This window comes from Psychrobacter sp. AT9 (genome assembly GCF_047272965.1).
In the GTDB taxonomy this organism is placed as follows: Bacteria; Pseudomonadota; Gammaproteobacteria; order Pseudomonadales; family Moraxellaceae; genus Psychrobacter; species Psychrobacter glaciei.
In genome coordinates this window covers 1,363,927-1,388,991 of record NZ_JBKOTW010000001.1, presented here as the reverse complement: position 1 = coordinate 1,388,991, position 25,065 = coordinate 1,363,927, and the positions used below count along the sequence as shown (strand labels likewise).

Here is a 25,065-nt window from a genome sequence, read left to right as displayed (position 1 = left end):
CCACTCACAAAATCTATGTTAATACTGGCATCTGACAGGCAATATAGCCATTACTCACAGAAATTGGTCGCTAATAAACCACCGCTATAGTAGATTCACTTTAAAAAAGAGGCAGTGTGACTGGGCTGAATTTTTCGTCGCCTCTGTAATAGCAGCAAGCAAGGAAAATTTATACCAGTCACACCTAACTGGTAATATATCGATTTTATTCTGAACTGACTATACCAATAAAGGAATACCAGATATGGCCTATTGGCTGATGAAATCAAACCCAAAGTTTTTTAGTATTCAGGATTTGCAACGCTTAGGCACAGAAGGTTGGGATGGTGTGCGCAACTATCGTGCCCGTAATTTTATGCGCGATGACATGCAAGTCGGTGACAAGGTATTCTTTTATCACTCTAGCGCCAAACCCTCTGGCGTTGCTGGCATTATGACCGTCAGTCAAGCGGGCTATCCCGACCCGACCCAGTTTCATCCCGAACATCGTCACTACGACCCTATCGCCACCGAAGATGAGCCACGATGGTACATGGTAGATGTCACCTTTGAACAGGCATTTATAGAGGTCTTACCCTTATTAGAGCTCAAGTTTTTGCCCGCACTTGAGGACTCATTGCTGCTTAGGAAAGGCTGTCAGCAGTTAACCGTTATTCCTCTAGAACCCAAACACTGTCAGGCTATCATCGATATGGCAGAAACGCTTGATTTGATATCCGCCAATAACAATCTTGCACTGTAACCATTGCGTATGTTTTCTATGACATCAATTAACACTTATTCATGCGTTTGCCTTTTAAATTTTGCTATATTTATCAGCCCAAATAAAAAACTATATACCCAAAAGCAATATTCTAACCTTTTATAACCGTTATATTTTAATCATCAGGACTCGTTTATGAGCGCACCCAAACTAGTATTGTCTTTATTAACCGTTAGTATGCTTGGCCTAACGCTGAGCGCTTGCGGCAGTGATAGCGATAAGATCAAAGAAGAGTATGACCGTGTAGAAGATCAGGTTAAAGATGAATACGATCGTATAGAAGACAAGGTCAAAGAAAAGTATAAAGAGGCCGAAGATAAGCTGACCGATGACGAAAAGAGTATGGCAGAGATTTTAGAATCTGTATTTTTACCAGAAGAGTCATTTGATAATTTCTTAGACAAGCTCACTCCAGAAGGCGGACGCGGCGGTCTATATGTCGGACACTTCGTCGAGCTAAACGACGGTGATAATAATGACATCGATATCGGTGCGGTCTACTTCGACATCAGTAATCAAGGTGCGGGTAGCGTCGATGGTAGCTTTAGTTATCAGCAGCAAGCTTGCCAAGAAAATAATGCTTTGGGCATAAACTCAGCGCTCAAAATCGATAACTATATCGCTGGCAAAGTCACGGGTAGCCTCGATACCTTAGAGTTTTTGGATGTCAAGTATGTCAGTGACTTAGGATTAGAGACGCCAAACTTGCTCACCACTTTTGCAGGGAGCTTTGAGGAAAAACAAGCTGGCTCACCGTGGAAAGGCAGTTTTGAATACCTAGACGGCTTAGGCGGGCAAAAACTGTCCAGCGGTGAAGACAACTGCAAGGTGACTTATACCCTAAGCGATCGCTCTAACTTTACCACTTACGCGCTCGATTACGACCTTGGCAAGATGAACCTCGATGTAACGGGCAATGGTAGCCAAAAAACCGTTACTTGGCAGAATCCGATCGATACTCAGCATGTATTGGTCAGTCAAATTGATGTTAATAAAGCCGAGTCTGGCGCCAATGGTTACGTCCAAAACCTCGTGTTGAGCAACCTTGAGACACAGTTTACACCGTTGATTCCAAACAGCTCGACCAACTACGCCATCGTAGTGCAAGCGTTCGATGCTAATAACAACTTGATCGGCTATCAAGCAGTGGTACAAGATTTGCCAGAATCCCGATAGATTTTGGCCATATAATAGGCTTTCTTGTAGAAGCCTAGGGCATGTCTTCATTTCAAAAATGGTGATAAAAATGAGATAAATTGCCGTCAAACAAGAAAAATAGTGCAGATAATATCGGGATATTAACCAGCTATTTGACGATGTTTGGCAAGATTTAGCCATTTTTAGCCCATTCAGATGACTATCGAGTGAATTGAAGACACGCCTTAGGTTTAACCAACGTGATGGATGTTACTAAGCGCCATAAAACCTTTCTAAAACGTTGACATCCCAGTCTGGCTTCTTTACCATCTTATCTACTTATGACCTGTCAATCTATCACTTGGATTGACGGGTTATTTTTATTTAAGTGTCTTTACTTATCGAATTGCTTGTCTTATTTATTGTCAGTACAACGCCACTGTTGCTGTCTCGCTATTGAGTGGTCGATGACAGTATTTGTCTATCAACACTAACCACCGCGAATTATGAAAAGTTGCTAATTATGGCTTTGCCAATATCCTTTACCGATTTCAAAAGCTACAGTTTACGTTTGGGCGTGCTCGCCTTACCCATCTTGATTACTCAGTTTTGCCAAGCAGCGCTGGGTGTCGTCGATGCTATCATGGCAGGTCAAGTTTCTGCCCTCGACTTGGCAGCGGTCGCTGTTGGCTCTGGTATTTGGCTGCCTCTGTTCTTATTAGCCACGGGTATTTTAATCGCCACCACCCCTCTCATTGGGGAAGCTATAGGACAGAATAAACACAACCAAGTACCACATATCACTCAGCAATCCTTATGGACAGCAGGTGTGATTGGGATTCTTGGGTTTATTATTGTCAATCTTGCACCCAATGTCCTTGGTGTCATGGGCGTCCCCGAAAATATCCAACCGATAGCGTCACAGTATTTACACGGGGTGTCGTTTGGTTTTCCTGCACTGGCAGTCTATGCCGTCCTACGCAGTTATTGCGAGGCGCTTGGGCGACCTGAGCCGGTGACAGTGATTAGTATCATTGGCCTGATCGCAGATATCCCACTCAACTATATCTTTATCCATGGTCTGTTTGGCATGCCAGAAATGGGCGGCGCAGGCTGCGGGGTTGCAACGGCATTAGTATTATGGATAAACGTCTTATTGCTCGTCGCTTATACCAGCTTTACTAAGCGCCAGCAATTTGCCAGCACGCGCTTCTTTTATGGTTTTGCCAGACCCAATCGTACACAGATAAAAAAACTGCTCAAGCTTGGCATCCCGATTGGCATCTCAATCTTCTTTGAGGCCAGTCTATTTAGCTTGGGCGCACTGGTCATCAGTCCATTGGGTGAGCTGGCAACTGCCTCGCATCAAGTGGCGCTGGCGGTGACATCGCAGCTGTTTATGATACCTATCTCGGTTGCCATGGCACTGACCATTATGATATCCAATCGATTTGGTGAAAAGAACCTGCTGGCACTGCGCCATGTACAAGCGACCGGACTTATCTGGACTGTCCTGATTGCCATCGTTTGTATGCTTGGAATTTGGCTATTCCGCCCACAACTGGCAGCCGCGTTCACGGACAATGTAGAAGTCAGAGCACAAGCCATGCACCTTCTCATCTTTGCCCTTGCTTACCAACTATTTGATGGCTGGCAGGTCAACATTGCCGGGATACTGCGCGGTATGCAAGACACCACGATACCGATGTGGGTGACGCTATTTTGCTATTGGTTGGTTGCCTTGCCACTTGGCATCTATTTGGTGCGTTTCACGGATGTGGGCGCGCAAGGTTTTTGGATGGCATTGATCACGGGTTTGTTTTTATCCTCTATCCTGCTCACCCTGCGTCTACGCTATCAACAAAAGCGCCTCACGATACTTTGGGCTTAAAGTTGCTATAGTCGGTTAAATATAGTCGGTTAAATATAGTCGGTTCAATATAATTTGGATACAAGGAAGGCGAGCGAAAGTACTACAACTAAAAGTACTACAACGAGTAGACTAAGCAAGGCTGACACCGTATCCAACTTATATAGGATTGACTATATCATTCTTCTCTAATCGTAGTGTCTAGTAACCAATGCTGGCACTACTTGGCCACATAGACTATGATAAATCACTGATGATTTCTTACTCATAAGAAAAGCTTACGTCAAAATATGTAAAATTTCTCAGTTAACAACTGTACATTGATTGCTCATTGCCATGAATCTAGGTATCATTAGCAATTACTTAGACAATATTTCGTTACACTATTTCTTGAATTTAGTACAAGGCATTATAAAAACTATGGATATTGAAAAAATACGTACCCTAATCGCCCTCATGGAAGAAAGTGAACTGGTCAATTTAGAAATCAGTTCGGATGATGAGCATATTAGTCTGACAAGGCATTATGACACGCCAGTACCAACGATGATGGCTGCGCCTGCTGCTGGAGTAGCACCTGCTGCTGCTGACACAAAACCGGCCATAAAAGCTGGTAGCGTTGAAACCTCACCAATGGTTGGCGTGTATTATTCAGCGCCTAGCCCGAATGATCCACCATTTGTGAAAGTCGGACAAAAGGTTCAAGCGGGTGATACGCTTGGTATTATCGAAGCCATGAAAATCATGAATCCTCTTGAAGCGACTCAAAGTGGTGTCGTTGACGAAATTTTGGTAGATAACTCTGAAGTCGTACAGTTTGGCCAGCCTATGATTCGCTACAAAGCGTAATAAGATTCGCCAACCTTTACTTCGTTATGATTGATATCTCGTTATTGCTCATCGCTTCTCACCATTGCATTTGATGATGGCAATCGATGACTGGCATAGCGACTTAGTCATTAACTACCGCTTCGACAAGGATGACCCCATGATAAAAAAACTGCTCATCGCCAATAGAGGTGAAATCGCACTACGCATCGTTCGTGCGTGTAAAGCGCTAGGAATCGAAACCGTAGGCGTCTACTCAACGGCTGACGCCAATTTGATGCACCTGCGTTTTGTTGATGAGGCCATTTGTATCGGCAAGCCGAATGCCAATCAAAGCTATCTTGATATCAATACTATTTTAACCGCAGCAGAAATCTCTGGTGCTGATGCTATCCATCCCGGTTATGGTTTTTTGTCCGAAAACGCCGAGTTCGCTGAGCGTGTTGAAGAAGCAGGACTAACCTTCGTTGGCCCTAATGCCGATCATATCCGACTCATGGGTAATAAAGTCTCCGCTATTAATGCCATGAAAAAAGCAGGCGTACCTACCGTACCCGGCTCTGTTGGAGCGGTGACCTTACACAATGCGGAAGAACAAGCACGCAACATTGGTTTCCCCCTATTGATCAAGGCGGCTTCTGGTGGTGGTGGTCGTGGGATGCGCGTGGTTGAGCGCTTCGAAGAGGTCATCGGACAAGTACAAGCAGCAAAACAAGAAGCTGAGCTATGGTTTGGTGATGATACCGTCTATATGGAACGCTATCTACAAAACCCACGTCATGTCGAAGTACAAGTACTGGGCGATGGCAATGGTAATGCGATTCATCTATATGACCGTGATTGCTCATTACAACGTCGTCATCAAAAAGTCCTAGAAGAAGCACCTGCGCCCGATATCCCTGATGATGTGCGCGAGCCTATCTTAAGGGCATGCGTCAAAGCTTGCGAGCTGGTCAAGTATCGCGGTGCCGGTACCTTTGAGTTTTTGTTTGAAAACAACGAGTTTTTCTTTATTGAGATGAACACTCGAGTACAGGTAGAGCATCCCGTTACTGAGATGATTACGGGTATCGACGTCGTCGTTGAGCAGCTAAAAATTGCCGCAGGTTACGGCTTGTCTTATCGTCAAAGCGAGATTGAAATTCAAGGTCATGCGATTGAGTGCCGTATTAATGCTGAAGATCCAGCGACCTTTATGCCTTGTCCGGGTACCGTCAACCAGTTGTTTGCGCCAAGCGGTGCTGGTGTTCGATTCGATTCGCATTTGTATCCTGGGTATGAGATACCGACGTATTATGATTCGTTGATAGGTAAGCTTATCTGTCATGGTCAAACTCGCCAGCAAGCCATCTCGAAGACACTACATGCGCTTGATGAATTGGTGATTGAGGGCATCAAAACCAATATTCCTTTACATCGTGACGTGATATTAGCGGATGATAGTTTTGTACAAGAAGCACAAAACATTCACTATCTAGAAAGAGAATTATTAACAGCACACAAAGCCAAATCAGCGTCTTAGTTTGCCACTTTATTTTTATATAACGATAATGAGTAAAATCATCATTTAGCGTTGATAAACAGACCTGATAAATAGACTAAAAAAACCCGCTATCTATTAAGATAGCGGGTTTTTTAATGGGCTCACATAAAATTAAGTTTTCTTTATAGATAATAATATCAATAGAATGTATCAAACATTATGGCAATACTCTGTTGAAATTCATAAAGCATTCTTTGCCATCAGGGTCAGCGCACCACTGCATTTGGTTGCCATCATGGTTCAAAAACGCTATCAGCGCTTCATCAGTTTGATCAATCTTATTACCAGAGCAGTCTACTTCATTATTGTCATATACCGTTCGAATGGCAATAACGGGTAAGCCTTCTTCGCGATGAGTGACCAGATAGCGACCGTACGTCCATTCTTCACCACTGACAGCCCACATTTCATTGTCGGCACCAAAGTTATATAACTCACGGCATTGATTGGAAGCCAACGCTGACGCCATTAAATTATTGCGAGTGTTCGGCTGAATATTGAGAACACGCTCTTCGCTTTGTGTAAGAATCCCACCGTCTGTACCAGCATTTATTTTTGACTCATCACCTTTGCTTGCTGGCGTGTCTACCAATGCCGCTTGCCTAGCCTCAGCCTCTTTAGTCATGGTCATACTACTGTCTAAGTCTATTTCCCATTGTCCAGCAATGGCAGGACTAATATGCGTCGTAATCGTCGGCTTACTAACTACTTCGCCATTCACTGGCAAGGAAGCCAGAATAGAGGCCAATGTAAATGAAGCAAATGATATCGGTTCCATAATTAACCTTTTTATTTATAATAATTGAGCAATACGCACATTAGCGTAAGTCTTAGACACCAAAAACACAAGTAACATTATGCTATTGGGTTTATGAATTTATGACACACAGAATCCAATAAGCTATTAATTATTTTATCACCCGTGTCTGTTTTAACCACTCAAACAATAACGCCATGGCTCTCACTGACGAATCGTAAAGAACCATGACGTTATGCGTGGGCAGTATCAACGCTACTAGCGCGCTATGTACTACTGTTAAGCTATTAAGCAGCCGTAGTATTTAATGCTTGAGCAAAGGCGGATAATGCTCCTTTTAACATCGCTGATACCGTGCTGCTACAGGTGCCAATACCAGAGTAAACCTCGCCATCAACATTCAATTGAATGTAAGCGGCAGCATTGGCATTGGTTTTGTTATCACGATTGTTATCATCATCGATGCCATTACCGCTATTGTGCTGCGGATTGATCGCGTGCTCAGCATAATTAATGATATGTAGCGACTTGCCAGTATGCTGCGCAAGACCATTGATAAATGAGGACAATGGACCATTACCCGTGCCATCGATAGTAATGGTATCGCCATTCATCTGTACTTGACCGTTAAAATAAACCTGTCCACCTTTGTTGTTCACACTGTAGTCTAGTAGCTCAAAGCTACCTTGACGTAAATAGGTGTCCTCAAAGGTCTGTAGGATTTCATCATTTTGTAATTCGCGCGCCACTGTTTCAGCTTGCTGCTGAACCACGCGGCTAAAGTCAATTTGCATCCAACGTGGCAAGTTAAAGCCATAATTGCGTTGCAAGATATAAGCGACCCCACCTTTGCCAGACTGGCTGTTGATACGTACCACATCTTGGTAACTGCGACCAATGTGTGCCGGATCAATAGGTAGATATGCCACATCCCAAACGTTATCGGTTTGGTCTGTATGTTGCTCATTATAATCGAGAGATTTTTTGATGGCATCTTGATGTGAGCCACTAAAGGCAGTAAAGACCAATTCACCAACATAAGGATGACGTGGATGCAGCGGCAAGTTATTGCATTCGCTGACCACTTGGACGATTTCACTCATATTGCTAAAATCAAGCTCAGGATCAATACCTTGGCTAAATAAGTTCATCGCCATGACCATAATATCCATATTACCGGTACGCTCGCCATTACCAAGCAACGTGCCTTCAATACGATCTGCACCCGCAAGCACCCCTAGCTCAGCAGCGGCAACAGCACAGCCACGGTCATTGTGCGTATGCAAACTAACGATCACATGCTCGCGCATAGCAAGATGGCGACAGAAATACTCAACTTGATCGGCAAAGACATTGGGCATAGATGCTTCAACGGTCGCCGGTAAATTAAAAATTACTTCTTGACCATTCTGCGGCTGCCAAATTTCACAAACCGCATCGCAGACTTCTACCGCATACTCAGTCTCTGTCTGGCTAAAGCTTTCAGGCGAGTATTGAAACACCCATTCTGTCTCAGGGTATTTTGCCGCATATTCTTTCAATAGCTTGGCACCTACGATAGCAATTTCTTTAATCTCAGCTTTGTCTTTGCCATAGACTTTTTCACGTTGGACACAGCTGGTTGAATTATAGACATGGACGACAGCACGTTTTGCGCCTTTTAATGATTCAAACGTACGGGCAATTAGATGCTCACGTGCCTGTACCAAGACCTGCAACGTCACATCATTAGGCACATGGTTTTCTTCGATGAGTTTGCGGGCAAAATCAAACTCAACTTGCGCCGCTGATGGGAAACCAATCTCGATTTCTTTAAACCCTACATCGACTAAAGTTTCAAAAAAGCGCATTTTTTGTTCAATAGTCATCGGATCGATCAAAGCCTGATTACCATCACGCAGATCGACACTTGCCCATATTGGTGATTTCTCAATCGTTTTGCTTGGCCATGTGCGATCCGGCAGTGAGGGCGCAAACGCAAATGGACGATATTTTTGATAGTCAAAAGCGGCACTTTTTGGTGTCTTTTTGGCAGTCGGCGTGGCTACAGTGCGTGTGGCTTGGTCAGACATAATCAATCCTTAGGTAATATGAAATTTATATTTTAGCGAATAAGGCTGCTGATTAGATCAGTATTGAGCATACGAGATAACTAAAACTTATACTCTAATAATAGCAAAGTTTATGAGAGAGAAACTCGCTTTATTACACTATAATTAGAGTTTATTTAGTGAAATAAAGCGTTTTTTTAGATATAATTAGATTATTTCACTAGCGAGTAACTATTCCATGCCTAGTAGTCATTCTGATAGTCCCATATTGACTGATATTGACGAGACTGATAGACGTTTATTGTGTTTATTACAGACTGAAGCCCGAATGAGTATCACCGAGCTTGCCGAACGTGTCAATTTATCTGCGACCCCTTGTGCCCGCCGCATCAAACGCTTAGAAGATACTGGCGTCATCACTGGCTATCATACCAAAACAGATGCGCAAAAACTTGGTTACCCGCTCGCCGTATTTATCGCAGTCAGTATGGATCGTCATACGGCTGAGCGTTTCGAGCAGTTTGAGCGCAAGGTCCAGAGTTTTGAGGAAGTTATTAGCTGTAGCATCGTCACAGGACGCACGGAAGACTATCTTATTAAAGTGAGAGTGCGCGATATGGCGCATTACGAGGAGTTTTTATTACATCGGCTCAATCGTATCGAAGGCGTGGCGCAAGTGCATACCAGTTTTGAGCTACGAGAAGTATTTAGCCGCAGCGTGGTGTAAAGGGTTTAAGCACTTGTGGGTGACTGCCGATGGAACAATATTAATAGTACCAATCCAATCATCAATCCAATAGCAGCAACAAGTAACCCTGCATTGAAATTGTCGTCCTGCCCTGCCAAGGCCACAGTCACCAATGGCCCTAAAAACTGCCCCAATGCATAAGCCAATGTTGCCAATGCAATCAGCAAATTAGAATAGGCAGGATTGATATTTTTAAACAAAGTGAGTGTCATCGATACCATACCAACGAAAGTTAGCCCTAAGATAGCGGCATTACCATACAAGCCAATCGCACCATCGAACCATATGGGTAAGCACATACCAAATGCTTGCAATACCGTCAAACCCATCAAGGTTTTTGTTTCCCCAATTCGCTTGGCAAGTGCCCCCCACAAGGGGTTTGATAACATAGCAAAAATACCAACAACCAGCCAAATCAATAGTCCAGCATAAGTTTGCGCTGTTAACCGCTGCGCTGCCATCACTGGCAAAAAAGTCGCAGAACTGATATAACCAAACCCAGCAAGTACATAGCTCACAGAAAGTAGCGCAAGGGCTTTATGGTGACCAGCAACGGCTTCGTATAAGGAATGCTTAAAATTTAAATAGGTTTGATGCACTGATATGTGCTGTTTAGCGCGAATGTGCTGAGATTCAGTATGCTGTGACTGTCTTGGTTTTATAGCATAGAGCAGCCACAAAAGCGGCAGACTAGTAAGACCTGCTACTAGCCAAATCACATCAAAATGATAACCCAATATTAATAGCCACCACGTCAGTATGGCGGAGGCGCTAATGCCAACACCAATACCTGCATAATGTACTGCCGAAAGTACAGAGCGACGCTCAGGACTGAGATTTTGAATCACAAACGAAGAGCTTAAAATCATTGCCACACCGCTTGCAATGCCTGCCAGCAAGCGAATGATATACCATAAATTTAACGACATAGATGGCACAACCAGCAGCATCGTTGTGACGATACTTACCATGACCCAAAGCGTCATGACCTGCCATGTCGCGCGCTGAGGTACGAACATGGCAATGAGCGCGCCGATAAAGTATCCAATATAATTGATTGAAGCCAACCAGCCTGCAATCGTCGTCGATAACGACAATTGCACCATAATATCAGGTAAGGTGGCGGTAAAAAGAAAGCGGCCATAGCCCATAACCACTGCCATGCAGTAAAGACCGATACAGGCAATGGCAGCTTCGTTGGTAATCGTAGGGAAAATACGGTTTTTAAAAGCCGTCATCATGACAGAGCCATTTTTGCGACCATTAGCACACAATCCTTTGTGTTAAAGCATTCAAAAGCAGTGACAAGTTAATAATGAAACATACAATAAAAACTTACGATACATTTAATGCTGGTGGCATGGTTGCATCTATCTCTGTATGTCCCAACATTTGCACACGTTGATCACTAAACATATCCATATCAGGCGCCAGCGTACGCATAAAACGGTCAAAATAAAGCATCTGCTTGGTCAATAAGGCAAAATCACGTGGAAAATGGATGCCATGACGCTTACCGACTTCTACGATTTCTAGCATCATTTTATTCATCTCATCGGCTTGCTCTTTGCTGTTAAAAGGCACACCGCTGGTAAAGGCTTTGTCCTCCGCCATGATGGTTTTCATCATACGCTGCAAATCATTGCCCAATGCCACCACATCGACTTTATTACCACCATGCGTCATCTCCATATCAATCATATGGCGTGCCATTGATTGATAGTCACTGTCCTGCATGGCTTGCATCATGCCCATACAAGCCCGCCAGCTTTCGGCTTTAAGCTTACCGACAATACCAAAGTCCAAAAAGCCAATACGGCCATCAGTCAGCAGCATCAAATTGCCCGCATGCAAGTCAGCGTGGAAGCTATTGCACAGCATGAGGCTGGCAAACCATGTGTTTAACGTATCTGCCATAACTTGCGCAGGATCAGCGCAGTATTGGCGCATGAGCGACTCATCGACCATAGAGACGCCATATAAACGGCTCATAGTTAACACGCGCTTGGTGGTCAGCGCTTCATATACTTTGGGTGCGACCACGCGAGTGTTACCTGATACTGCTAAGAACTGCTGAAAATCACGGATGTTTTGCGCCTCGGCGATAAAGTCCGTCTCAGCAAGCATTCGCAAACGAATCTCATCGATAATAGGTGCAATGCTCGCAAACTTCATCGATGGCATGAGTAGCTCAACTAACTTAGTGACGCCATGCAATACGCCCAAATCCGTCTGCATGATGGTCTCAACGCCCGGCTTTTGTACCTTTAGCACAACCTCATCACCATTGTGCAAACGCGCTGCATGGACTTGGGCAATAGAGGCTGACGCTAGTGGCTTTGAGTCGATATGGGCAAACTTGTCATCAAGCGTCATGCCATCAATCGCCAGCTCTTCTGTGAGCACCTGTTCAATATACGCAAAAGATAATGGCGTCGTCTGATCCAAACAACTTTGGAACGCCTTGACATAGTCGCGTGGAAACAATGACGGCGTACTGGCAATAAACTGGCCAATTTTGATATAAGTCGTACCTAACTGCTCAAAGGTTTCTTTAAGTAGCATGGCATCAGGTTTTTCACCTTTTGCCACTCTCAGCGCAGATAAACCTGCCACGCTAGCTGTTTGGCGAACACGATTGACGACATTAAAAGTATGCTTTAATAAATGCGGACGATGAATTTTCATAAGAAACAACTATGGTAATAAAAGGAATGTTTGGGGATAGATGATTACAAAAGCTAAGTATCGAGTCATTGCTAATGACTGGTGCACACGGGACATTGTGGATCTTGACGATAGCCCATGAGCCGTTGCTGCATCTGACTACCATCCCATATTAACAGCTTATTTGTCAGTGGATTTTTGGTTAATCCTAAGTACTGTAAGGCAGCATTCGCTTGAAGATTGCCCATAACAGCAGTGGTACTGGCTAGCACTCCTGAATTGGCACACGTACGTTCATCAGCCGCTTCGTCAAGCACCACTGAGCCAAATACGCAGTGATAACAACCAGTGTTCAAATGAGGCTCAAACAGTGCGAGCTGACCTTGCATAGCAATCGCTGAGGCGGACAATAGCGGGATTTGGTAGCGCACGCTGATACGATTGATAATGTCACGTGTGTCAAAATTATCCGTACAGTCTAAGAGCAAGTCCGGCTTACCAGAGGCTATATCGAGCAATTCATAGGCATTGTCTTCATCTAACCGTGCAACTGTGCCGCGAGTCTTTATTAAAGGATTGATGCGCTCTAACATGGCTGCTGCGGTCAATGCTTTGGGCTTACCGATATCGTCAGGCAAAAACAGCGTTTGCCGTTGTAAGTTGCTTGCCTCAATTTCATCATCATCGATCAGATGAATTTCCCCAAGTCCTGCACGTACCAAAGTCTCAGATGCAGGGCAGCCAAGACCGCCTGCCCCTATCATCACCACGCGTGCTGATTTCAGTCGTAGCTGAGCATCCATATCCCAACCGTCTAATAAAACTTGCCGAGCATAACGGAGCAGCTCGTCATCTGATAGCTGTAACAGCGCTTCTACCATAGTCATTCAAAGCCTATAATCAAATAAGTTTACTAAAAAATCTGTCTACTGAGCTTGTCCTAGCGTGACGCGATCATTACCACCGTAATCTTTTACGGTATACACTGATTCAAAATTACTATCCAAAAACAACTGCCTAACAGTAGCACCTTGGTCATGGCCATGTTCGATAGCTAATAACCCACCTGTTCGTAAATATTGCGGTGCTTGCTGGATAATATGTTCGATATCAGCCAAACCCTGATTCGGCGAACTTAGCGCACTGATCGGTTCAGCTGTTAGATGGGCTAAATGCTCGTCTGTCTCGTCAATATAAGGAGGGTTTGATACGATAATATCAAACTTCGGCTCATCGTAAATAGATAGCGCCTGATACCAACTGCTTTGAATAAATTCAACATTGGCAACATTATTGCTCACCGCATTTTGCTGAGCCACTTTAAGCGCCTCTGACGATAAATCAACCGCCACGACTTGCCAATTAGCGTGCTTTAACTCATGAGCAAGACTGATAGCGATACAACCTGAACCTGTCCCCAAATCTAGTAATCGTTTATTACTGAGTTGCGTTGGCTGAGCATTTATCCAGTTTAATACCTGCTCGACCAATACTTCGGTATCAGGCCTAGGTATCAGCGTGTGCTCATTCACGCTAAATTTAAGCGACCAAAACTCCTGCTGCCCAGTCAGATACGCAAGCGGTATGCCTTGCTGCATTTTCACCACACCAGCGTTGAACTGAGCAAGCTCACTATCAGTTAGCTGGTAAGCCTCATCCGTCATCAACGCTATCGCAGGCTTATCTATGACATGCAGTAGCCAATCAGTAAACCAAAACGATGGTAGCTGATTATTTGACTCATCATTCGTCAGTTGCCCAATTTGCTGCTTTATTTGACGAATGGTCGATGCTGTCATAAGTAACTCTCAAAAATATTATGCATGTTAAATAAGATAAAAAACCTGATGCTGCCACTACTCCGTTGCACGTGGTGGCTCTTTAGTATCTGTTAAACTAGGGTTTACCTTGCTTAATGAGGGCTTACCACCACTATTGCTGTCGTTATCATCATCGCCATAAATATCATCGTTATCACCAATGACAATGTGTTTATCGACAAAGTAAATCAGTGCCAAAATTGGAATACCAATAGCAAAGGTGAAGATAAAGAAAAATGGGTAACCCATATTATCAACGATGGCACCAGAATAACCACCCATCACTTTGGGTATCAGCGTCATCAGTGAGGAAAAAATCGCATACTGAACGGCGGTAAAGCGAATGGAAGTCAATGCGGATAAGAAGGCAATAAATACGGCGCTCGCAAGGCCTGCGGCCAAGTTATCAAAAATCACTGCCAAATACATGACTGGCAAACTGCCTGGATTATACGTCAATAGCACAAACAGTAAGTTGGTTGCACAGGCTAAAATAGCGCCAATCATCATAGCTTGCATAATTCGGAAACGCTGAGCCAATAGCCCGCCTAAGAAACCACCTGCAATCGCCATGATCACACCGACCAGTTTTACGGCATTGGCGATATCCGTTTTGCTAAAGCCCATATCCTGATAAAAGACGTTTGAGATAACCCCTGCCACGATATCTGAAATACGATATAGACCAATCAACAATAATAGTAATAGAGCTTTTTTGCCATAGCGTCGAAAGAAATCTAAAATTGGCTCAATCCAAGTGGCCATGGCCACTTCTTTTTTGACCAGACCCACTTGTACCAATACATAGCCTGCCGCCATTGCCACACCTAAGCTCACTAGCAGATGCAAGGTTTCTACAAAGAAGCTGACAAACGCCCCTTCAAACTCTGGCAGGACTTGTCCCATCACTATATAAGCGGCGATAAACGCAATCACTGAAAATACAAACAATGCTACTAATCTGACGTAGTCTTCACGAGTTTCAGCGACCAATGGCGCTTTATTAATGATTTTGGGCTGGTTAATAATGAAGTAAAGTAGCAACAACGGTGCGCACGCGACCAATGCCAAAAAGTAAAACTTAATAGCTGGCATCAGCATTAGTGGTATCAATGCCACTGTGCTATCAAACACGGTATTGATCAAAATATTGATCAGGTAGATAACACCAAACAGCAAACCCGGTACGAGCAGTAAACCAGAGTACACAAGGAATATTTTTAAATTGCTTTTTTGCTTTTGGGTTTGTACCGTCTCAGCGGTTGGCTCATAGCTGGCGAAAGTGGTTAATATCCCTAAAGTCATCACCCCTGCCATGATGTAGTAAGTATTACGCCATGCCTCATAACTATAAAAAGTCTCATTCGAGCCAAAGTAATCCGCCAAATACAATGCGCCCGCCCCAGCCACGATCATACCGATACGATAGCCTGACACATAGATAGAAGACAAAATAGACTGCATAGATGGCGGTGCCAGCTCGATACGATAAGCATCAATCACGATATCTTGTGTCGCAGAAGAGAAACCAAGCAGCACGGCAGCGCCTGCCATATAGACCAGTACATCCTCACTGACAGGGTTCACTTTTGCCATCAAAATGATCGCCAGTACAATGAGTAGCTGCGACACGACCATCCAACTGCGGCGACGCCCAAGCCATTTGGTCAAAAACGGCACAGGGAGCGCATCAATTAATGGTGCCCAAATAAACTTAAACGAATACCCTAATGCTGCCCAACTAAACATGGTCACAACATTTCGGTCGATGCCTGCTTCTCGAAGCCATAATGATAAGCTTGAAAAAATAAGCAATATCGGAATACCCGCTGAAAAACCCAAAAACAACATAATAATGACACGGGGATCTAGATAAGCTTTGGCAGCCTCTCCCCAGGATTTTTTGACAAGTGGCTGATTGGGTGGCACAGATTTAACAGCAGACATAATAACTCACCGAAACTTGAGACAAAAAACACAACTGCGCACAATTTTTATCAATCATTTATAACAAAAATCCGCTATCAGCTGTCGCCAAAAAGGATTGATAAAAATTGCTCAGCGTTGCACAAAACGAGCATTACCACAAAATTCAATTATGGTACTTGAGAACGCCTACCTTGACTAGATATTTCTGAATTAACTTATCACGGACAGCACTCCACTGGGACATCTATTTCACAGTCGTAACAGGGGATATGATAATCTGTAATTAAGGGTAAAAATTTCCTGATCTTTCCATACATTCTCTTTGTTTTTAAGAGTACCTAACCATTCTTTTTTTGCTATACAGACCAAGATAAAATCAGCATGGGTTGGATTCTTGATACCCAGTCATGGCGTTAACCGTGCATCGGACTATAGACAACTTCAAGACTTTGATGATTGGTTATTTAAAACTTATGATTCTTATATATTAGTTTTATAAATACATAGTACTTGGTTATGCTTTGTGTATAAGCAACGGTCAACACGATTAACTGTTTGTCCTCTTTATCAACACATCTATCAACAAAGCCTAGGAGCTATACAATGTCCAACTCGACCCCCACCACAGCTGATAAGAACGCAACACCAGATGCTGGACGTTGCCCCATTGATCATGACAGCAGTGACAACAACGATGCACCAACCAATACAACTTATGACCAAGGTGATGATAAGGGACCGACGATTCATAGTGAAAACGTCGATCATACGCATGCGCCGCAGCGACCTAGTATGGGCGGCTGTCCAGTTATGCATCAAGCACATACTACCACTGCCTCTGCTGCAACTGATTGGTGGCCAAACAGCCTAAACCTAGACATATTGCATCAGCAAGACAAAAAAACTGATCCAATGGGTGAAGAATTTGATTATGCTGAAGCTTTTAAGCAGCTTGATTTAGAAGCTGTCAAAACTGATTTAAAAAACCTAATGACTGAGTCACAAGAATGGTGGCCAGCCGATTGGGGTCACTATGGTGGCTTGATGATTCGTATGGCATGGCATTCAGCTGGTACCTATCGCGGTGCTGATGGTCGCGGCGGCTCTAACACTGGTAACCAACGCTTTGCACCATTGAACAGCTGGCCTGATAACGTCAACCTTGATAAAGCCCGTCGTCTATTGTGGCCAATTAAGAAAAAATATGGCAATAAATTATCTTGGGCTGATTTGATGATTTTGGCAGGTAACATGGCTTATGAATCTATGGGCTTTAAAACCTTAGGTTTCGCTGGTGGCCGCGCTGATATCTGGCATCCAGAAAAAGACATCTACTGGGGTTCTGAGCGTGAATGGCTTGCTGCTACCGAAAACCGTTATGACAGCGATGAAGACCGTGCATCACTCGAAAACCCACTAGCAGCAGTGCAAATGGGCTTGATCTATGTGAACCCTGAAGGGGTCGATGGCAACCCTGACCCGCTCAAAACAGCGCAAGATATGCGTACCACCTTTGCTCGTATGTCGATGAATGATGAAGAAACTGTGGCTTTGACAGCTGGCGGACATACCGTTGGTAAATGTCATGGTAATGGTGATGCGACGATATTAGAAGATGAGCCAGAAGCTGCCGATGTCAAAGAACAAGGTCTAGGCTGGCGCAACCCTAAAGGCAATGGCAATGCAGGTGATACCGTCTCAAGTGGTATCGAAGGTGCATGGACGACCAATCCTACCCAATGGGATCATGGCTACTTTGAGTTACTCTTAAACCAAAACTGGGCGTTGACCAAAAGCCCAGCAGGCGCGTGGCAGTGGGAACCAACGGATATCAAAGAAGAAGATCGACCATTAGACGCGCATGACTCAAGTGTCCGCCGCAACCCAATCATGACCGATGCGGATATGGCCTTGATTAAAGATCCTGTCTATCTTGAGATTTCAGAGAAGTTCCATCAAAACCCTGAATATTTTGATGAAGTATTTGCCAAAGCATGGTTCAAGCTGACTCACCGTGATTTAGGTCCTAAAGCTCGCTACTTAGGTGCAGACGTGCCAATCGAAGACTTTGTATGGCAAGACCCTATTCCAACAGGAAATGCTGACCTAACTGCTGATGATATTGCGACGCTAAAATCACAAATATTAGACAGCGATCTGAGCCGCCGTGAGTTAATCATTACCGCTTGGGATAGTGCTCGCACATTCCGTGCTTCAGACTATCGCGGTGGTGCAAATGGTGCACGCATTCGTTTGGCTCCGCAAAAAGACTGGACAGGCAATGAGCCTGAGCAATTACAACGCGTGCTTGAGACATTGACACGCATTCAAGCTGGTTTTGACAAAGATGTCAGTTTGGCTGATCTTATTGTGTTGGCTGGTAATGCCGGTATCGAACAAGCAGCGAACGAGGCCGGCGTAGACGTTACTGTACCATTCAAAGCAGGCCGCGGTGATGCTGATGGTGACATGACCGACGCTGAATCTTTTGCAGATTTGGAGCCTTTACACGATGGTTATCGTAATTGGGTCAAGCGAGACTATGCGGTATCGCCTGAAGAGATGCTGCTTGATCGCACTCAACTAATGGGCTTGACCGCGCCTGAAATGGTGGTATTGGTTGGTGGTATGCGAGTTCTCGATACCAATCATGGTCAAAGCCAACATGGCGTCTTTACTGACCGTGCTGGCGTACTTACCAACGACTTCTTTGTCAACTTAACAGACATGAACCACACGTGGCACCCTGTAAAAACAGGTGATGATACTGCCGGTAACTATGAAGTACGCGAACGCAGTACTGGCAAGATAAAATGGCAAGCGAGCCGTGTGGACTTAGTGTTTGGTTCAAACTCTATACTACGCGCTTATGCTGAGCTATACGCGCAAGACGATAATTTAGAGAAGTTCGTTCGTGATTTCGTTCGTGCTTGGAACAAGGTCATGAATGCCGATCGTTTTGATATCGCTGACTAGCCTTTTGTACTTAGTCTGACGCTATTTATTAAGGTTGACGGTACGGATTAAATCCAAACTCTACAAACAGCTATCTTTTAAAAGGTGGCTGTTTTTTTGTTGAACAATGCGCTTTTATTGCAATTTCAAAACTAGTTATAGTCACAATACCCCAAAAACGCTACGATACTGCTGATATTAATTTTTTGTAGCCTCTGTCGGCACAGGCACAGCAAGCAAGAAAAATTGATATCAGCAGTGCGTGATGTATTGATATTACTTTTCACTGACTGTAGCAACTAGATTATAACTTCTATATTCCTAATTATTATTAATTCATAGCTATTTATTATATACAAGAATAATAGATTTGATTTACACTGGTCGCTTACGGCATATTTGTTCGTTTTTATTTCTATATACAGACAGGATTTGTATATTTATACAATAGGATTCAGTTATGGCAATCGACGTAGTGGTCAATCAGCGGCACTTGCAAATTCAACTCAAGCAGTTGGAGACGGTGTGGCATACGGTGATCAATGGCTATAACCTAAGTCAAGCGGCAACGGTACTGCACACCAGTCAATCAAGCTTATCCAAGCATATCGCAGCGCTTGAAAACCAACTAAAAACTGAAGTGTTCGTGCGTCAAGGCAAGCGCTTGACCGGTCTGACGACCATGGGTACAGCGCTCATGCCGCATATCGAGTCCATCTTTGCTGAAATCCGTACGATTGAGAATCTAAGCCTTGATTTTAACAACCCCAATGTCGGTACCTTAACCATTGCTACCACCCATACGCAAGCGCGTTACGTGTTACCGCAAGTGGTCAAAGAGTTTAAAGAACGCTTTCCTAAAGTGAATCTAATCTTGCAACAGGCGGATCCTGAGACCATCGCCCAGATGGTGATACGCGGGCAAGCTGACATCGGTATTGCAACCGAGTCGTTGCTCCATAATAACTATCTGCGCTGTTATCGCTATTATGACTGGACGCATCGCGTTATCGTGCCAAGCGATCATGAGCTTGCCAGTTACGAATCTATTGATTTGCCGACCCTCGCCAGCTATCCAATTGTTACCTATCACGGTGGTTTTACCGGACGCGGTGCGATTGATAAAACCTTTACAGATGCAGGTCTTGAGCCAGACATTGTTTTGGCAGCACTCGATGCCGATGTTATTAGCACTTATGTTGGTCTTGGTTTAGGGATTGGTATTATTGCTGAAATGGCTTTTGAGCCAAGTCATTATCAAAACTTAACAGCTATTCCAGTGGATCATTTCGGCCGCTTTACCAGTTGGATGGCCGTACGGGACGATGCCGAAATTCGCCAATACGGTCGTGCTTTTATGGAATTATGCCAAAAGCAGTTCGATCATCCTAGTAATTTAGTGTAGATGATAGTTTAAAAAATTATGTCGTAAGCGATTGATTGTGTTCCAATTTTCGCACTTCGTGGGTTAGCACCCACGCTACCTACTACGTACGCCTACTATATTTATTCAATGTTATGCTTGGAAAGTCCCACGACCAAACATGCATCATATCGTCAGGATCCTGCATAAATGATTCAGTCTCAAGCTCTTTCAACGCCTTATATAAATTATAAAGCACTTCTTCTCTAGTGCCTTTAAATATGAACGGCTTACCACGACTAGAATTCGGAAATACCTGAATTTGAAGTTCATCTGCAAAGCTTATAAAACGCCATAATGCAAAATCAGGCTCTAATGAAAATTCAACTTCTTCAGTTTTGCTGCCAAATTGTAGATTAATAACTGCTTTAGCCAGCTCACTAATTGAATCACATGGAACGTCAGAGATATCTAATGTGATGCATTGGCTTTGATTGCTAATAGTAAGCTCCAACCAACCATCGACTGGTACACCGAATTCGATTTTTACTGTATTCATGTCTAAAGACCTAATAAATTTATATTCACATCACAGCTAATAGCTTGGCAATTATATTGACATAAATACTATAGGCTAAAATAAATACAATCACCCAAAACACAGTTCCTACAAAAATTACCAATAAGCCTTCTGGATTAGGGTCGTTTTTGGTAAATAATCTAGTAATGAAATAACCAGTTCCTTTTAATAGTACCTCAAACACTATCTCAATTATAAAATATCCAATGAAGCGACCGATAACTCTGAATATACCTTCGAAGACATCTTCTATCATCTCGCTCTCCATAACTAATTGCTTTATTCATTGATAACGATATCTTTATGTCTAGTTTCATTCTTATATAGATGGCAATCCCTAGTGTGACGGCTCACGAGTAGCAGACTACGTTCAATCCCTGGGTTACCACCCAAACTACATATAGAATTCTATCTCAATATTACAACTTTGTAGAGTTTTAAAGTTGGGTTAAAAACCTAGCCTACGCCCATCAAATGATTGAGTATAACGCAATACTAATATTTGTTACCCTCATTAACACACCTCTTTATATTTACAGTAACTACCCCATAATATGAAGTGACAAGCGTTCAATGGTTGCTATAAACAGCCTATATAAGACTGTCAGAACGACCATGAATGCTTTTAACTTTATAAAACAGGTGATCTATGAGTAATACCATTCCCTTATCCTTTTTAGACTTAGCCCCCGTTCCTGAAGGTCATACCATTGCTGAAGGTATCGCCCAGACGGTTGAGACCGCACAGCTTGCAGAAAAAGTCGGCTTAAACCGTTATTGGATGGCAGAACATCACAACATGCCTGGCATTGCGAGTGCGGCGACCTCAGTACTACTAGCGCATATCGGCAGTCAAACCAAGCGAATACGTATTGGCGCAGGCGGCGTAATGCTTCCTAACCATGCCCCACTGGTGATTGCTGAGCAATTCGGGACGTTACAAGCGCTCTATGGCGACCGTATCGACTTAGGTTTAGGACGTGCTCCTGGTACAGATGGCGCGACTTTTCAGGCACTACGCCGTCAAATGCAAGATGCTGATCGTTTTCCACAAGATGTACAGGAATTAATGTACTTTTTAGGCAATACGACTGACAACAGTCCTGTCCAAGCATTCCCTGGCGCTAAATCAAATATTCCTATCTGGATATTAGGCTCATCGCTTTTTGGGGCGACCTTGGCCGCACATTTAGGACTGCCTTACGTGTTCGCTTCCCACTTTGCACCGCAAATGCTTAGTCAGGCAATCTCTACTTATCGTGAACAGTTCAAGCCTTCAGCCTATTTAGACAAGCCATATGTGATGGTAGCAGCGAACTTACTATTGGCTGATGACGATGCGACTGCCCATTATCACTTTACCTCAGCGCAGCAGAGCTTCGTACGTTTGCGCCGTGGTGAAACGGGTCAAATGCCAAAACCAACTTACGATATGGATAGCATCTGGAGTCAAGCAGAGAAAATGATGGTGGACAATGCGCTATCGATCTCGTTCATTGGCTCTGTTGAAACGGTCAAGCCCAAATTGGCTAAGTTCCTTGCCCAATATCAGCCAGATGAGTTGATTGTCACTGCAAACGTCTATGATCAAGCAGCACGTTTGCGTTCACTTGAACTTACACCTGAGCTAAACTTGTTTACTTTACAATCGGCAGCCGCACTTGCATAATCATTCATAACTTTTAATGAGATTATGGTTATGGAACCGTCTGCCTTTATTGGTTCGTCAATATTTTTGTACATTATAGCGTTCATCGCTGTTATGGTCGTTGGTGGGTATTTAACGTATCGTACCAGTCCAAAACGCAAACAGCGCCGTGAAGATAAGCGCGATAGAGATAACTAAAGCTAATGTCAAAAGCCCCCTTTTCTTATTTGAAAAGGGGGCTTTTTTATTGCTGATTAAGATGTAGCACTTTTGCCAATTGTTCTGTGATAAACAGTATTACCAATCCACTGATGAACCGATATTTTTTTGTACAGCCTGCTTGGCAATATACAGAGCGACTGCCGCATCGAAACTGGCGGCACCTACTGATTTAAATAGGGTGATGCCTTTTTTAGACTTAGTCGTATCTTCTTTTAGCTCGCCTGTTACCAGCGCTTGTAAATCACCACTAAGGTCATCCCATGTCCATGCGCAGTCAGAAGCATTATGCGCTTGAATCAAATCGCCAGCCTCGTGACGACTACCAGCCAAATCATCCACGACGACCATATTACTACCTGCTACCACATCATTGCTAATCTCTTGCATCGAGGGCTGATAAGCACCAACGGCATTGATATGTGCATCAGATTTAATTTGTTCGATGCTAAATAAGCCTTCGGTTGCGCGAGTCGCTACGTTAATAATATCGGCATCACGGATAGCTTCACCGATCTCCTTGCAAACCTGGATTTCAACGTCCCATTGCGCATAATCACGAGCAAATTTAGTCTTAAATTGCTCAGCACCTTCATTGTTTCTGTTCCATAAATACACTTTTTTAATATCAGGGCGCACTGTCATTACAGCATGCAGCTGCTCATAAGCCATACCGCCACAACCGACAACCGCCACACTTTGGCAATCAGACTTTGCCATGTATTTGGTTGCGATACCTGATAAGGCGGCCGTACGCACTTGCGTAATATAAATGCCATCCATAATCGCTAATATCTCACCTGTATCATTGTTGGAGACAGTGATGATAGCGGTGGTCGTTGGCATATTACGACTGGGATTATCAGGGCAAATGGTGACTAGCTTCACCGTGGTGTACTCTTGATCACCATCATAAATAGTCGCTGGCATTGATAGATGCGAGCCTGAGCTGTGATTCTTATCTTCACTAAAGGTCTCAATAACCAAGCGCTCAGGTGCTTTAACCCAATTAGGATGTGCTGCTTGCTGAGTTAATAAGCTTTCAATCGCCTCAATCGCAGCTTGCATATTGAGATGTTCGGTCACTACCGCTTGATTTAATAATTGCATTGACATGGCTCCTCTTTGGATTTTTATTATTGAACTCGTCTCTTATCTTATCATGTTAAAACGGGTGCTACATCAGCCCCAATGCACGCAACGTTGCCGCGCCAATCGCCATTCCAAACATGCCTACGACGGTGGTAAAAGCTAAGATATTCGCCGCTAACACATCATTGCCACCCATGGCTTTTGCCATCACGTAGCTGGCGGCAGCTGTGGGTGCTGCTGCCATCAAAAACAATACACCCATATGCACACCTGATAGACCAAAACCCAATCCAATAGCGATGGCAATCAATGGCGCAATGACAATACGACCGATACTGGCCTGCATGGACAATCCAGAAGGGTGCAACATTGACTTCAAATCAATACTGGCACCGGCGCAAATCAACGCTAACGGCAATGCCACCGCGGCGAGTAAATCACCAGTCGTATGAATCACACCCGTAATAGGTGGTAGCGGTAACGCCTTATAAGCAAATGCCGCTACCAAGGCGATGATCAATGGGTTGGTAAACAGCTTTTTGACAATCATGGTACTGCGACTAACCCACGTATCATCCATGCTTTTAGACACGCGACTGAGGGTTATAACCGCTAAGATATTAAACAATATTGTGACCACACCCATATAGACTGCGCCGATGCTTAAGCCCCGCTCCCCATAGGCATTAGCCACCGTTGCCAGTCCAATAATGGCCATATTGCTCCGAAATATGCCTTGTACAAACACCCCTTGATCAGCCGGTTTGCTCACAAAATATTTGGCGTAAATCTCTGCACCAATAAACAAAATAAATGTCACCAAAATACCAGCCACTATCAGCGTGATTTGTTTGCTGTAATCGACATCACTATCGACAACGCTAAAAAAAAGCAAACACGGCAAACAGTAATTAAAGACAAAGCTCGATGCTTGGTCAATAAACGTTTGGCTTGCCTCACCACGTCTTTGCATAAAAAAACCCAACCACATCAAGGCAAGGTTGGGCAGGACAATAGTAATGGCAAAGACAATAGCATCAATCATAAATAGGCTCAATTCGATGACAAGCCCATCATAATATGGACATCAACGAG

The 25,065-nt window shown here is 43.8% G+C and carries 21 protein-coding genes; 10 read left to right on the top strand and 11 right to left on the bottom strand.

Translation table 11 applies throughout. The annotated features are described in order from the left end of the window. Positions 1-244 precede the first annotated feature (244 nt). The 5 genes from ACMFL8_RS05965 (at position 245) to accC (ending at position 6,120) form a co-directional block, all read left to right on the top strand. On the top strand, positions 245-742 hold the full coding sequence (locus ACMFL8_RS05965; protein WP_413190359.1) for an EVE domain-containing protein: 498 nt from the start codon (positions 245-247) through the stop codon (positions 740-742). A 156-nt stretch (positions 743-898) separates the two neighbouring features. Continuing rightward, complete coding sequence (locus tag ACMFL8_RS05960; protein ID WP_413190358.1) at positions 899-1,939, top strand: hypothetical protein; 1,041 nt, start codon at positions 899-901, stop codon at positions 1,937-1,939. 484 nt (positions 1,940-2,423) lie between these two features. Beyond that, positions 2,424-3,791, top strand: coding sequence for an MATE family efflux transporter (locus tag ACMFL8_RS05955; RefSeq protein ID WP_240215974.1), 1,368 nt, complete (start codon positions 2,424-2,426; stop codon positions 3,789-3,791). Between the two features lie 399 nt (positions 3,792-4,190). After that, positions 4,191-4,619 (top strand): acetyl-CoA carboxylase biotin carboxyl carrier protein, encoded by a 429-nt coding sequence (gene accB, locus ACMFL8_RS05950; protein ID WP_010201260.1) that lies wholly within the window; start codon positions 4,191-4,193, stop codon positions 4,617-4,619. Between the two features lie 139 nt (positions 4,620-4,758). Beyond that, entirely contained in the window at positions 4,759-6,120 is a 1,362-nt protein-coding gene (gene accC / locus ACMFL8_RS05945; protein WP_010201258.1) for an acetyl-CoA carboxylase biotin carboxylase subunit, read from the top strand. 178 nt (positions 6,121-6,298) lie between these two features. On the opposite strand, the gene ACMFL8_RS05940 is transcribed toward accC, so the two are convergent. Together ACMFL8_RS05940 and leuA are read right to left on the bottom strand one after the other, a co-directional pair. After that, positions 6,299-6,919 carry a hypothetical protein gene (locus tag ACMFL8_RS05940; protein WP_413190357.1) on the bottom strand — a complete coding sequence of 207 codons (621 nt, stop codon included), beginning with the start codon at positions 6,917-6,919 and terminating at the stop codon, positions 6,299-6,301. A gap of 266 nt (positions 6,920-7,185) precedes the next feature. Then, the gene (gene leuA, locus ACMFL8_RS05935) at positions 7,186-8,970 is read right to left on the bottom strand and encodes a 2-isopropylmalate synthase (RefSeq protein ID WP_413190356.1); all 1,785 of its coding nucleotides are present in this window, start codon (positions 8,968-8,970) and stop codon (positions 7,186-7,188) included. Between the two features lie 217 nt (positions 8,971-9,187). On the opposite strand from leuA, the gene ACMFL8_RS05930 reads away from it, so the two are divergent. Continuing rightward, complete coding sequence (locus tag ACMFL8_RS05930; protein WP_189584927.1) at positions 9,188-9,676, top strand: Lrp/AsnC family transcriptional regulator; 489 nt, start codon at positions 9,188-9,190, stop codon at positions 9,674-9,676. A gap of 5 nt (positions 9,677-9,681) precedes the next feature. Here ACMFL8_RS05930 and ACMFL8_RS05925 read toward each other — a convergent pair whose 3' ends face one another. The 5 genes from ACMFL8_RS05925 to ACMFL8_RS05905 all read right to left on the bottom strand — a co-directional run bounded on the left by ACMFL8_RS05925 (position 9,682) and on the right by ACMFL8_RS05905 (position 16,131). Then, positions 9,682-10,938 carry a YbfB/YjiJ family MFS transporter gene (locus ACMFL8_RS05925; protein ID WP_413190355.1) on the bottom strand — a complete coding sequence of 419 codons (1,257 nt, stop codon included), beginning with the start codon at positions 10,936-10,938 and terminating at the stop codon, positions 9,682-9,684. 94 nt (positions 10,939-11,032) lie between these two features. After that, the gene (locus tag ACMFL8_RS05920; protein WP_189584921.1) at positions 11,033-12,385 is read right to left on the bottom strand and encodes an ABC1 kinase family protein; all 1,353 of its coding nucleotides are present in this window, start codon (positions 12,383-12,385) and stop codon (positions 11,033-11,035) included. A gap of 71 nt (positions 12,386-12,456) precedes the next feature. After that, positions 12,457-13,245: a HesA/MoeB/ThiF family protein gene (locus ACMFL8_RS05915; protein ID WP_413191376.1), complete on the bottom strand. Its 789-nt coding sequence runs from the start codon at positions 13,243-13,245 to the stop codon at positions 12,457-12,459. A gap of 45 nt (positions 13,246-13,290) precedes the next feature. Beyond that, positions 13,291-14,163 (bottom strand): peptide chain release factor N(5)-glutamine methyltransferase, encoded by an 873-nt coding sequence (prmC, locus tag ACMFL8_RS05910; RefSeq protein ID WP_413190354.1) that lies wholly within the window; start codon positions 14,161-14,163, stop codon positions 13,291-13,293. 57 nt (positions 14,164-14,220) lie between these two features. Further along, positions 14,221-16,131, bottom strand: coding sequence for an AmpG family muropeptide MFS transporter (locus tag ACMFL8_RS05905; protein WP_413190353.1), 1,911 nt, complete (start codon positions 16,129-16,131; stop codon positions 14,221-14,223). A gap of 774 nt (positions 16,132-16,905) precedes the next feature. Here ACMFL8_RS05905 and katG point away from each other — a divergent pair. Together katG and ACMFL8_RS05895 are read left to right on the top strand one after the other, a co-directional pair. Then, complete coding sequence (gene katG / locus ACMFL8_RS05900; RefSeq protein ID WP_413191375.1) at positions 16,906-19,089, top strand: catalase/peroxidase HPI; 2,184 nt, start codon at positions 16,906-16,908, stop codon at positions 19,087-19,089. Between the two features lie 439 nt (positions 19,090-19,528). Beyond that, entirely contained in the window at positions 19,529-20,473 is a 945-nt protein-coding gene (locus ACMFL8_RS05895) for a LysR substrate-binding domain-containing protein (RefSeq protein WP_413190352.1), read from the top strand. A gap of 82 nt (positions 20,474-20,555) precedes the next feature. On the opposite strand, the gene ACMFL8_RS05890 is transcribed toward ACMFL8_RS05895, so the two are convergent. Continuing rightward, a complete protein-coding gene (locus ACMFL8_RS05890; RefSeq protein ID WP_413190351.1) occupies positions 20,556-20,990 on the bottom strand; it encodes a hypothetical protein in 435 nt (144 codons plus the stop codon). A 25-nt stretch (positions 20,991-21,015) separates the two neighbouring features. After that, positions 21,016-21,267, bottom strand: a complete 252-nt coding sequence (locus ACMFL8_RS05885; protein WP_413190350.1) for a hypothetical protein — start codon at positions 21,265-21,267, stop codon at positions 21,016-21,018. A gap of 393 nt (positions 21,268-21,660) precedes the next feature. Between ACMFL8_RS05885 and ACMFL8_RS05880 the strand changes: the two genes are divergently transcribed. Both ACMFL8_RS05880 and ACMFL8_RS05875 read left to right on the top strand, forming a co-directional pair. Continuing rightward, on the top strand, positions 21,661-22,680 hold the full coding sequence (locus tag ACMFL8_RS05880; protein WP_413190349.1) for an LLM class flavin-dependent oxidoreductase: 1,020 nt from the start codon (positions 21,661-21,663) through the stop codon (positions 22,678-22,680). Positions 22,681-22,710: 30 nt separating this feature from the next. Next, positions 22,711-22,857 (top strand): hypothetical protein, encoded by a 147-nt coding sequence (locus ACMFL8_RS05875; RefSeq protein WP_189584903.1) that lies wholly within the window; start codon positions 22,711-22,713, stop codon positions 22,855-22,857. 99 nt (positions 22,858-22,956) lie between these two features. Here the strand turns inward: ACMFL8_RS05875 and ACMFL8_RS05870 are convergent, their stop codons facing one another. Both ACMFL8_RS05870 and ACMFL8_RS05865 read right to left on the bottom strand, forming a co-directional pair. Then, positions 22,957-23,988, bottom strand: coding sequence for an ornithine cyclodeaminase family protein (locus ACMFL8_RS05870; RefSeq protein WP_413190348.1), 1,032 nt, complete (start codon positions 23,986-23,988; stop codon positions 22,957-22,959). Between the two features lie 67 nt (positions 23,989-24,055). Beyond that, the gene (locus ACMFL8_RS05865) at positions 24,056-25,015 is read right to left on the bottom strand and encodes an AEC family transporter (RefSeq protein WP_413190347.1); all 960 of its coding nucleotides are present in this window, start codon (positions 25,013-25,015) and stop codon (positions 24,056-24,058) included. Positions 25,016-25,065 lie beyond the last annotated feature (50 nt).

What these genes read in the sequence shown, in the direction of transcription:
- ACMFL8_RS05965 (WP_413190359.1), top strand. Translation starts at nt 245, where the DNA reads ATGGCCTATTGGCTGATGAAATCAAACCCAAAGTTTTTTAGTATTCAG.
- ACMFL8_RS05960 (WP_413190358.1), top strand. Translation starts at nt 899, where the DNA reads ATGAGCGCACCCAAACTAGTATTGTCTTTATTAACCGTTAGTATGCTT.
- ACMFL8_RS05955 (WP_240215974.1), top strand. Translation starts at nt 2,424, where the DNA reads ATGGCTTTGCCAATATCCTTTACCGATTTCAAAAGCTACAGTTTACGT.
- accB (WP_010201260.1), top strand. Translation starts at nt 4,191, where the DNA reads ATGGATATTGAAAAAATACGTACCCTAATCGCCCTCATGGAAGAAAGT.
- accC (WP_010201258.1), top strand. Translation starts at nt 4,759, where the DNA reads ATGATAAAAAAACTGCTCATCGCCAATAGAGGTGAAATCGCACTACGC.
- ACMFL8_RS05940 (WP_413190357.1), bottom strand. Translation starts at nt 6,919, where the DNA reads ATGGAACCGATATCATTTGCTTCATTTACATTGGCCTCTATTCTGGCT.
- leuA (WP_413190356.1), bottom strand. Translation starts at nt 8,970, where the DNA reads ATGTCTGACCAAGCCACACGCACTGTAGCCACGCCGACTGCCAAAAAG.
- ACMFL8_RS05930 (WP_189584927.1), top strand. Translation starts at nt 9,188, where the DNA reads ATGCCTAGTAGTCATTCTGATAGTCCCATATTGACTGATATTGACGAG.
- ACMFL8_RS05925 (WP_413190355.1), bottom strand. Translation starts at nt 10,938, where the DNA reads ATGATGACGGCTTTTAAAAACCGTATTTTCCCTACGATTACCAACGAA.
- ACMFL8_RS05920 (WP_189584921.1), bottom strand. Translation starts at nt 12,385, where the DNA reads ATGAAAATTCATCGTCCGCATTTATTAAAGCATACTTTTAATGTCGTC.
- ACMFL8_RS05915 (WP_413191376.1), bottom strand. Translation starts at nt 13,245, where the DNA reads ATGGTAGAAGCGCTGTTACAGCTATCAGATGACGAGCTGCTCCGTTAT.
- prmC (WP_413190354.1), bottom strand. Translation starts at nt 14,163, where the DNA reads ATGACAGCATCGACCATTCGTCAAATAAAGCAGCAAATTGGGCAACTG.
- ACMFL8_RS05905 (WP_413190353.1), bottom strand. Translation starts at nt 16,131, where the DNA reads ATGTCTGCTGTTAAATCTGTGCCACCCAATCAGCCACTTGTCAAAAAA.
- katG (WP_413191375.1), top strand. Translation starts at nt 16,906, where the DNA reads ATGGGCGGCTGTCCAGTTATGCATCAAGCACATACTACCACTGCCTCT.
- ACMFL8_RS05895 (WP_413190352.1), top strand. Translation starts at nt 19,529, where the DNA reads ATGGCAATCGACGTAGTGGTCAATCAGCGGCACTTGCAAATTCAACTC.
- ACMFL8_RS05890 (WP_413190351.1), bottom strand. Translation starts at nt 20,990, where the DNA reads ATGAATACAGTAAAAATCGAATTCGGTGTACCAGTCGATGGTTGGTTG.
- ACMFL8_RS05885 (WP_413190350.1), bottom strand. Translation starts at nt 21,267, where the DNA reads ATGATAGAAGATGTCTTCGAAGGTATATTCAGAGTTATCGGTCGCTTC.
- ACMFL8_RS05880 (WP_413190349.1), top strand. Translation starts at nt 21,661, where the DNA reads ATGAGTAATACCATTCCCTTATCCTTTTTAGACTTAGCCCCCGTTCCT.
- ACMFL8_RS05875 (WP_189584903.1), top strand. Translation starts at nt 22,711, where the DNA reads ATGGAACCGTCTGCCTTTATTGGTTCGTCAATATTTTTGTACATTATA.
- ACMFL8_RS05870 (WP_413190348.1), bottom strand. Translation starts at nt 23,988, where the DNA reads ATGCAATTATTAAATCAAGCGGTAGTGACCGAACATCTCAATATGCAA.
- ACMFL8_RS05865 (WP_413190347.1), bottom strand. Translation starts at nt 25,015, where the DNA reads ATGATTGATGCTATTGTCTTTGCCATTACTATTGTCCTGCCCAACCTT.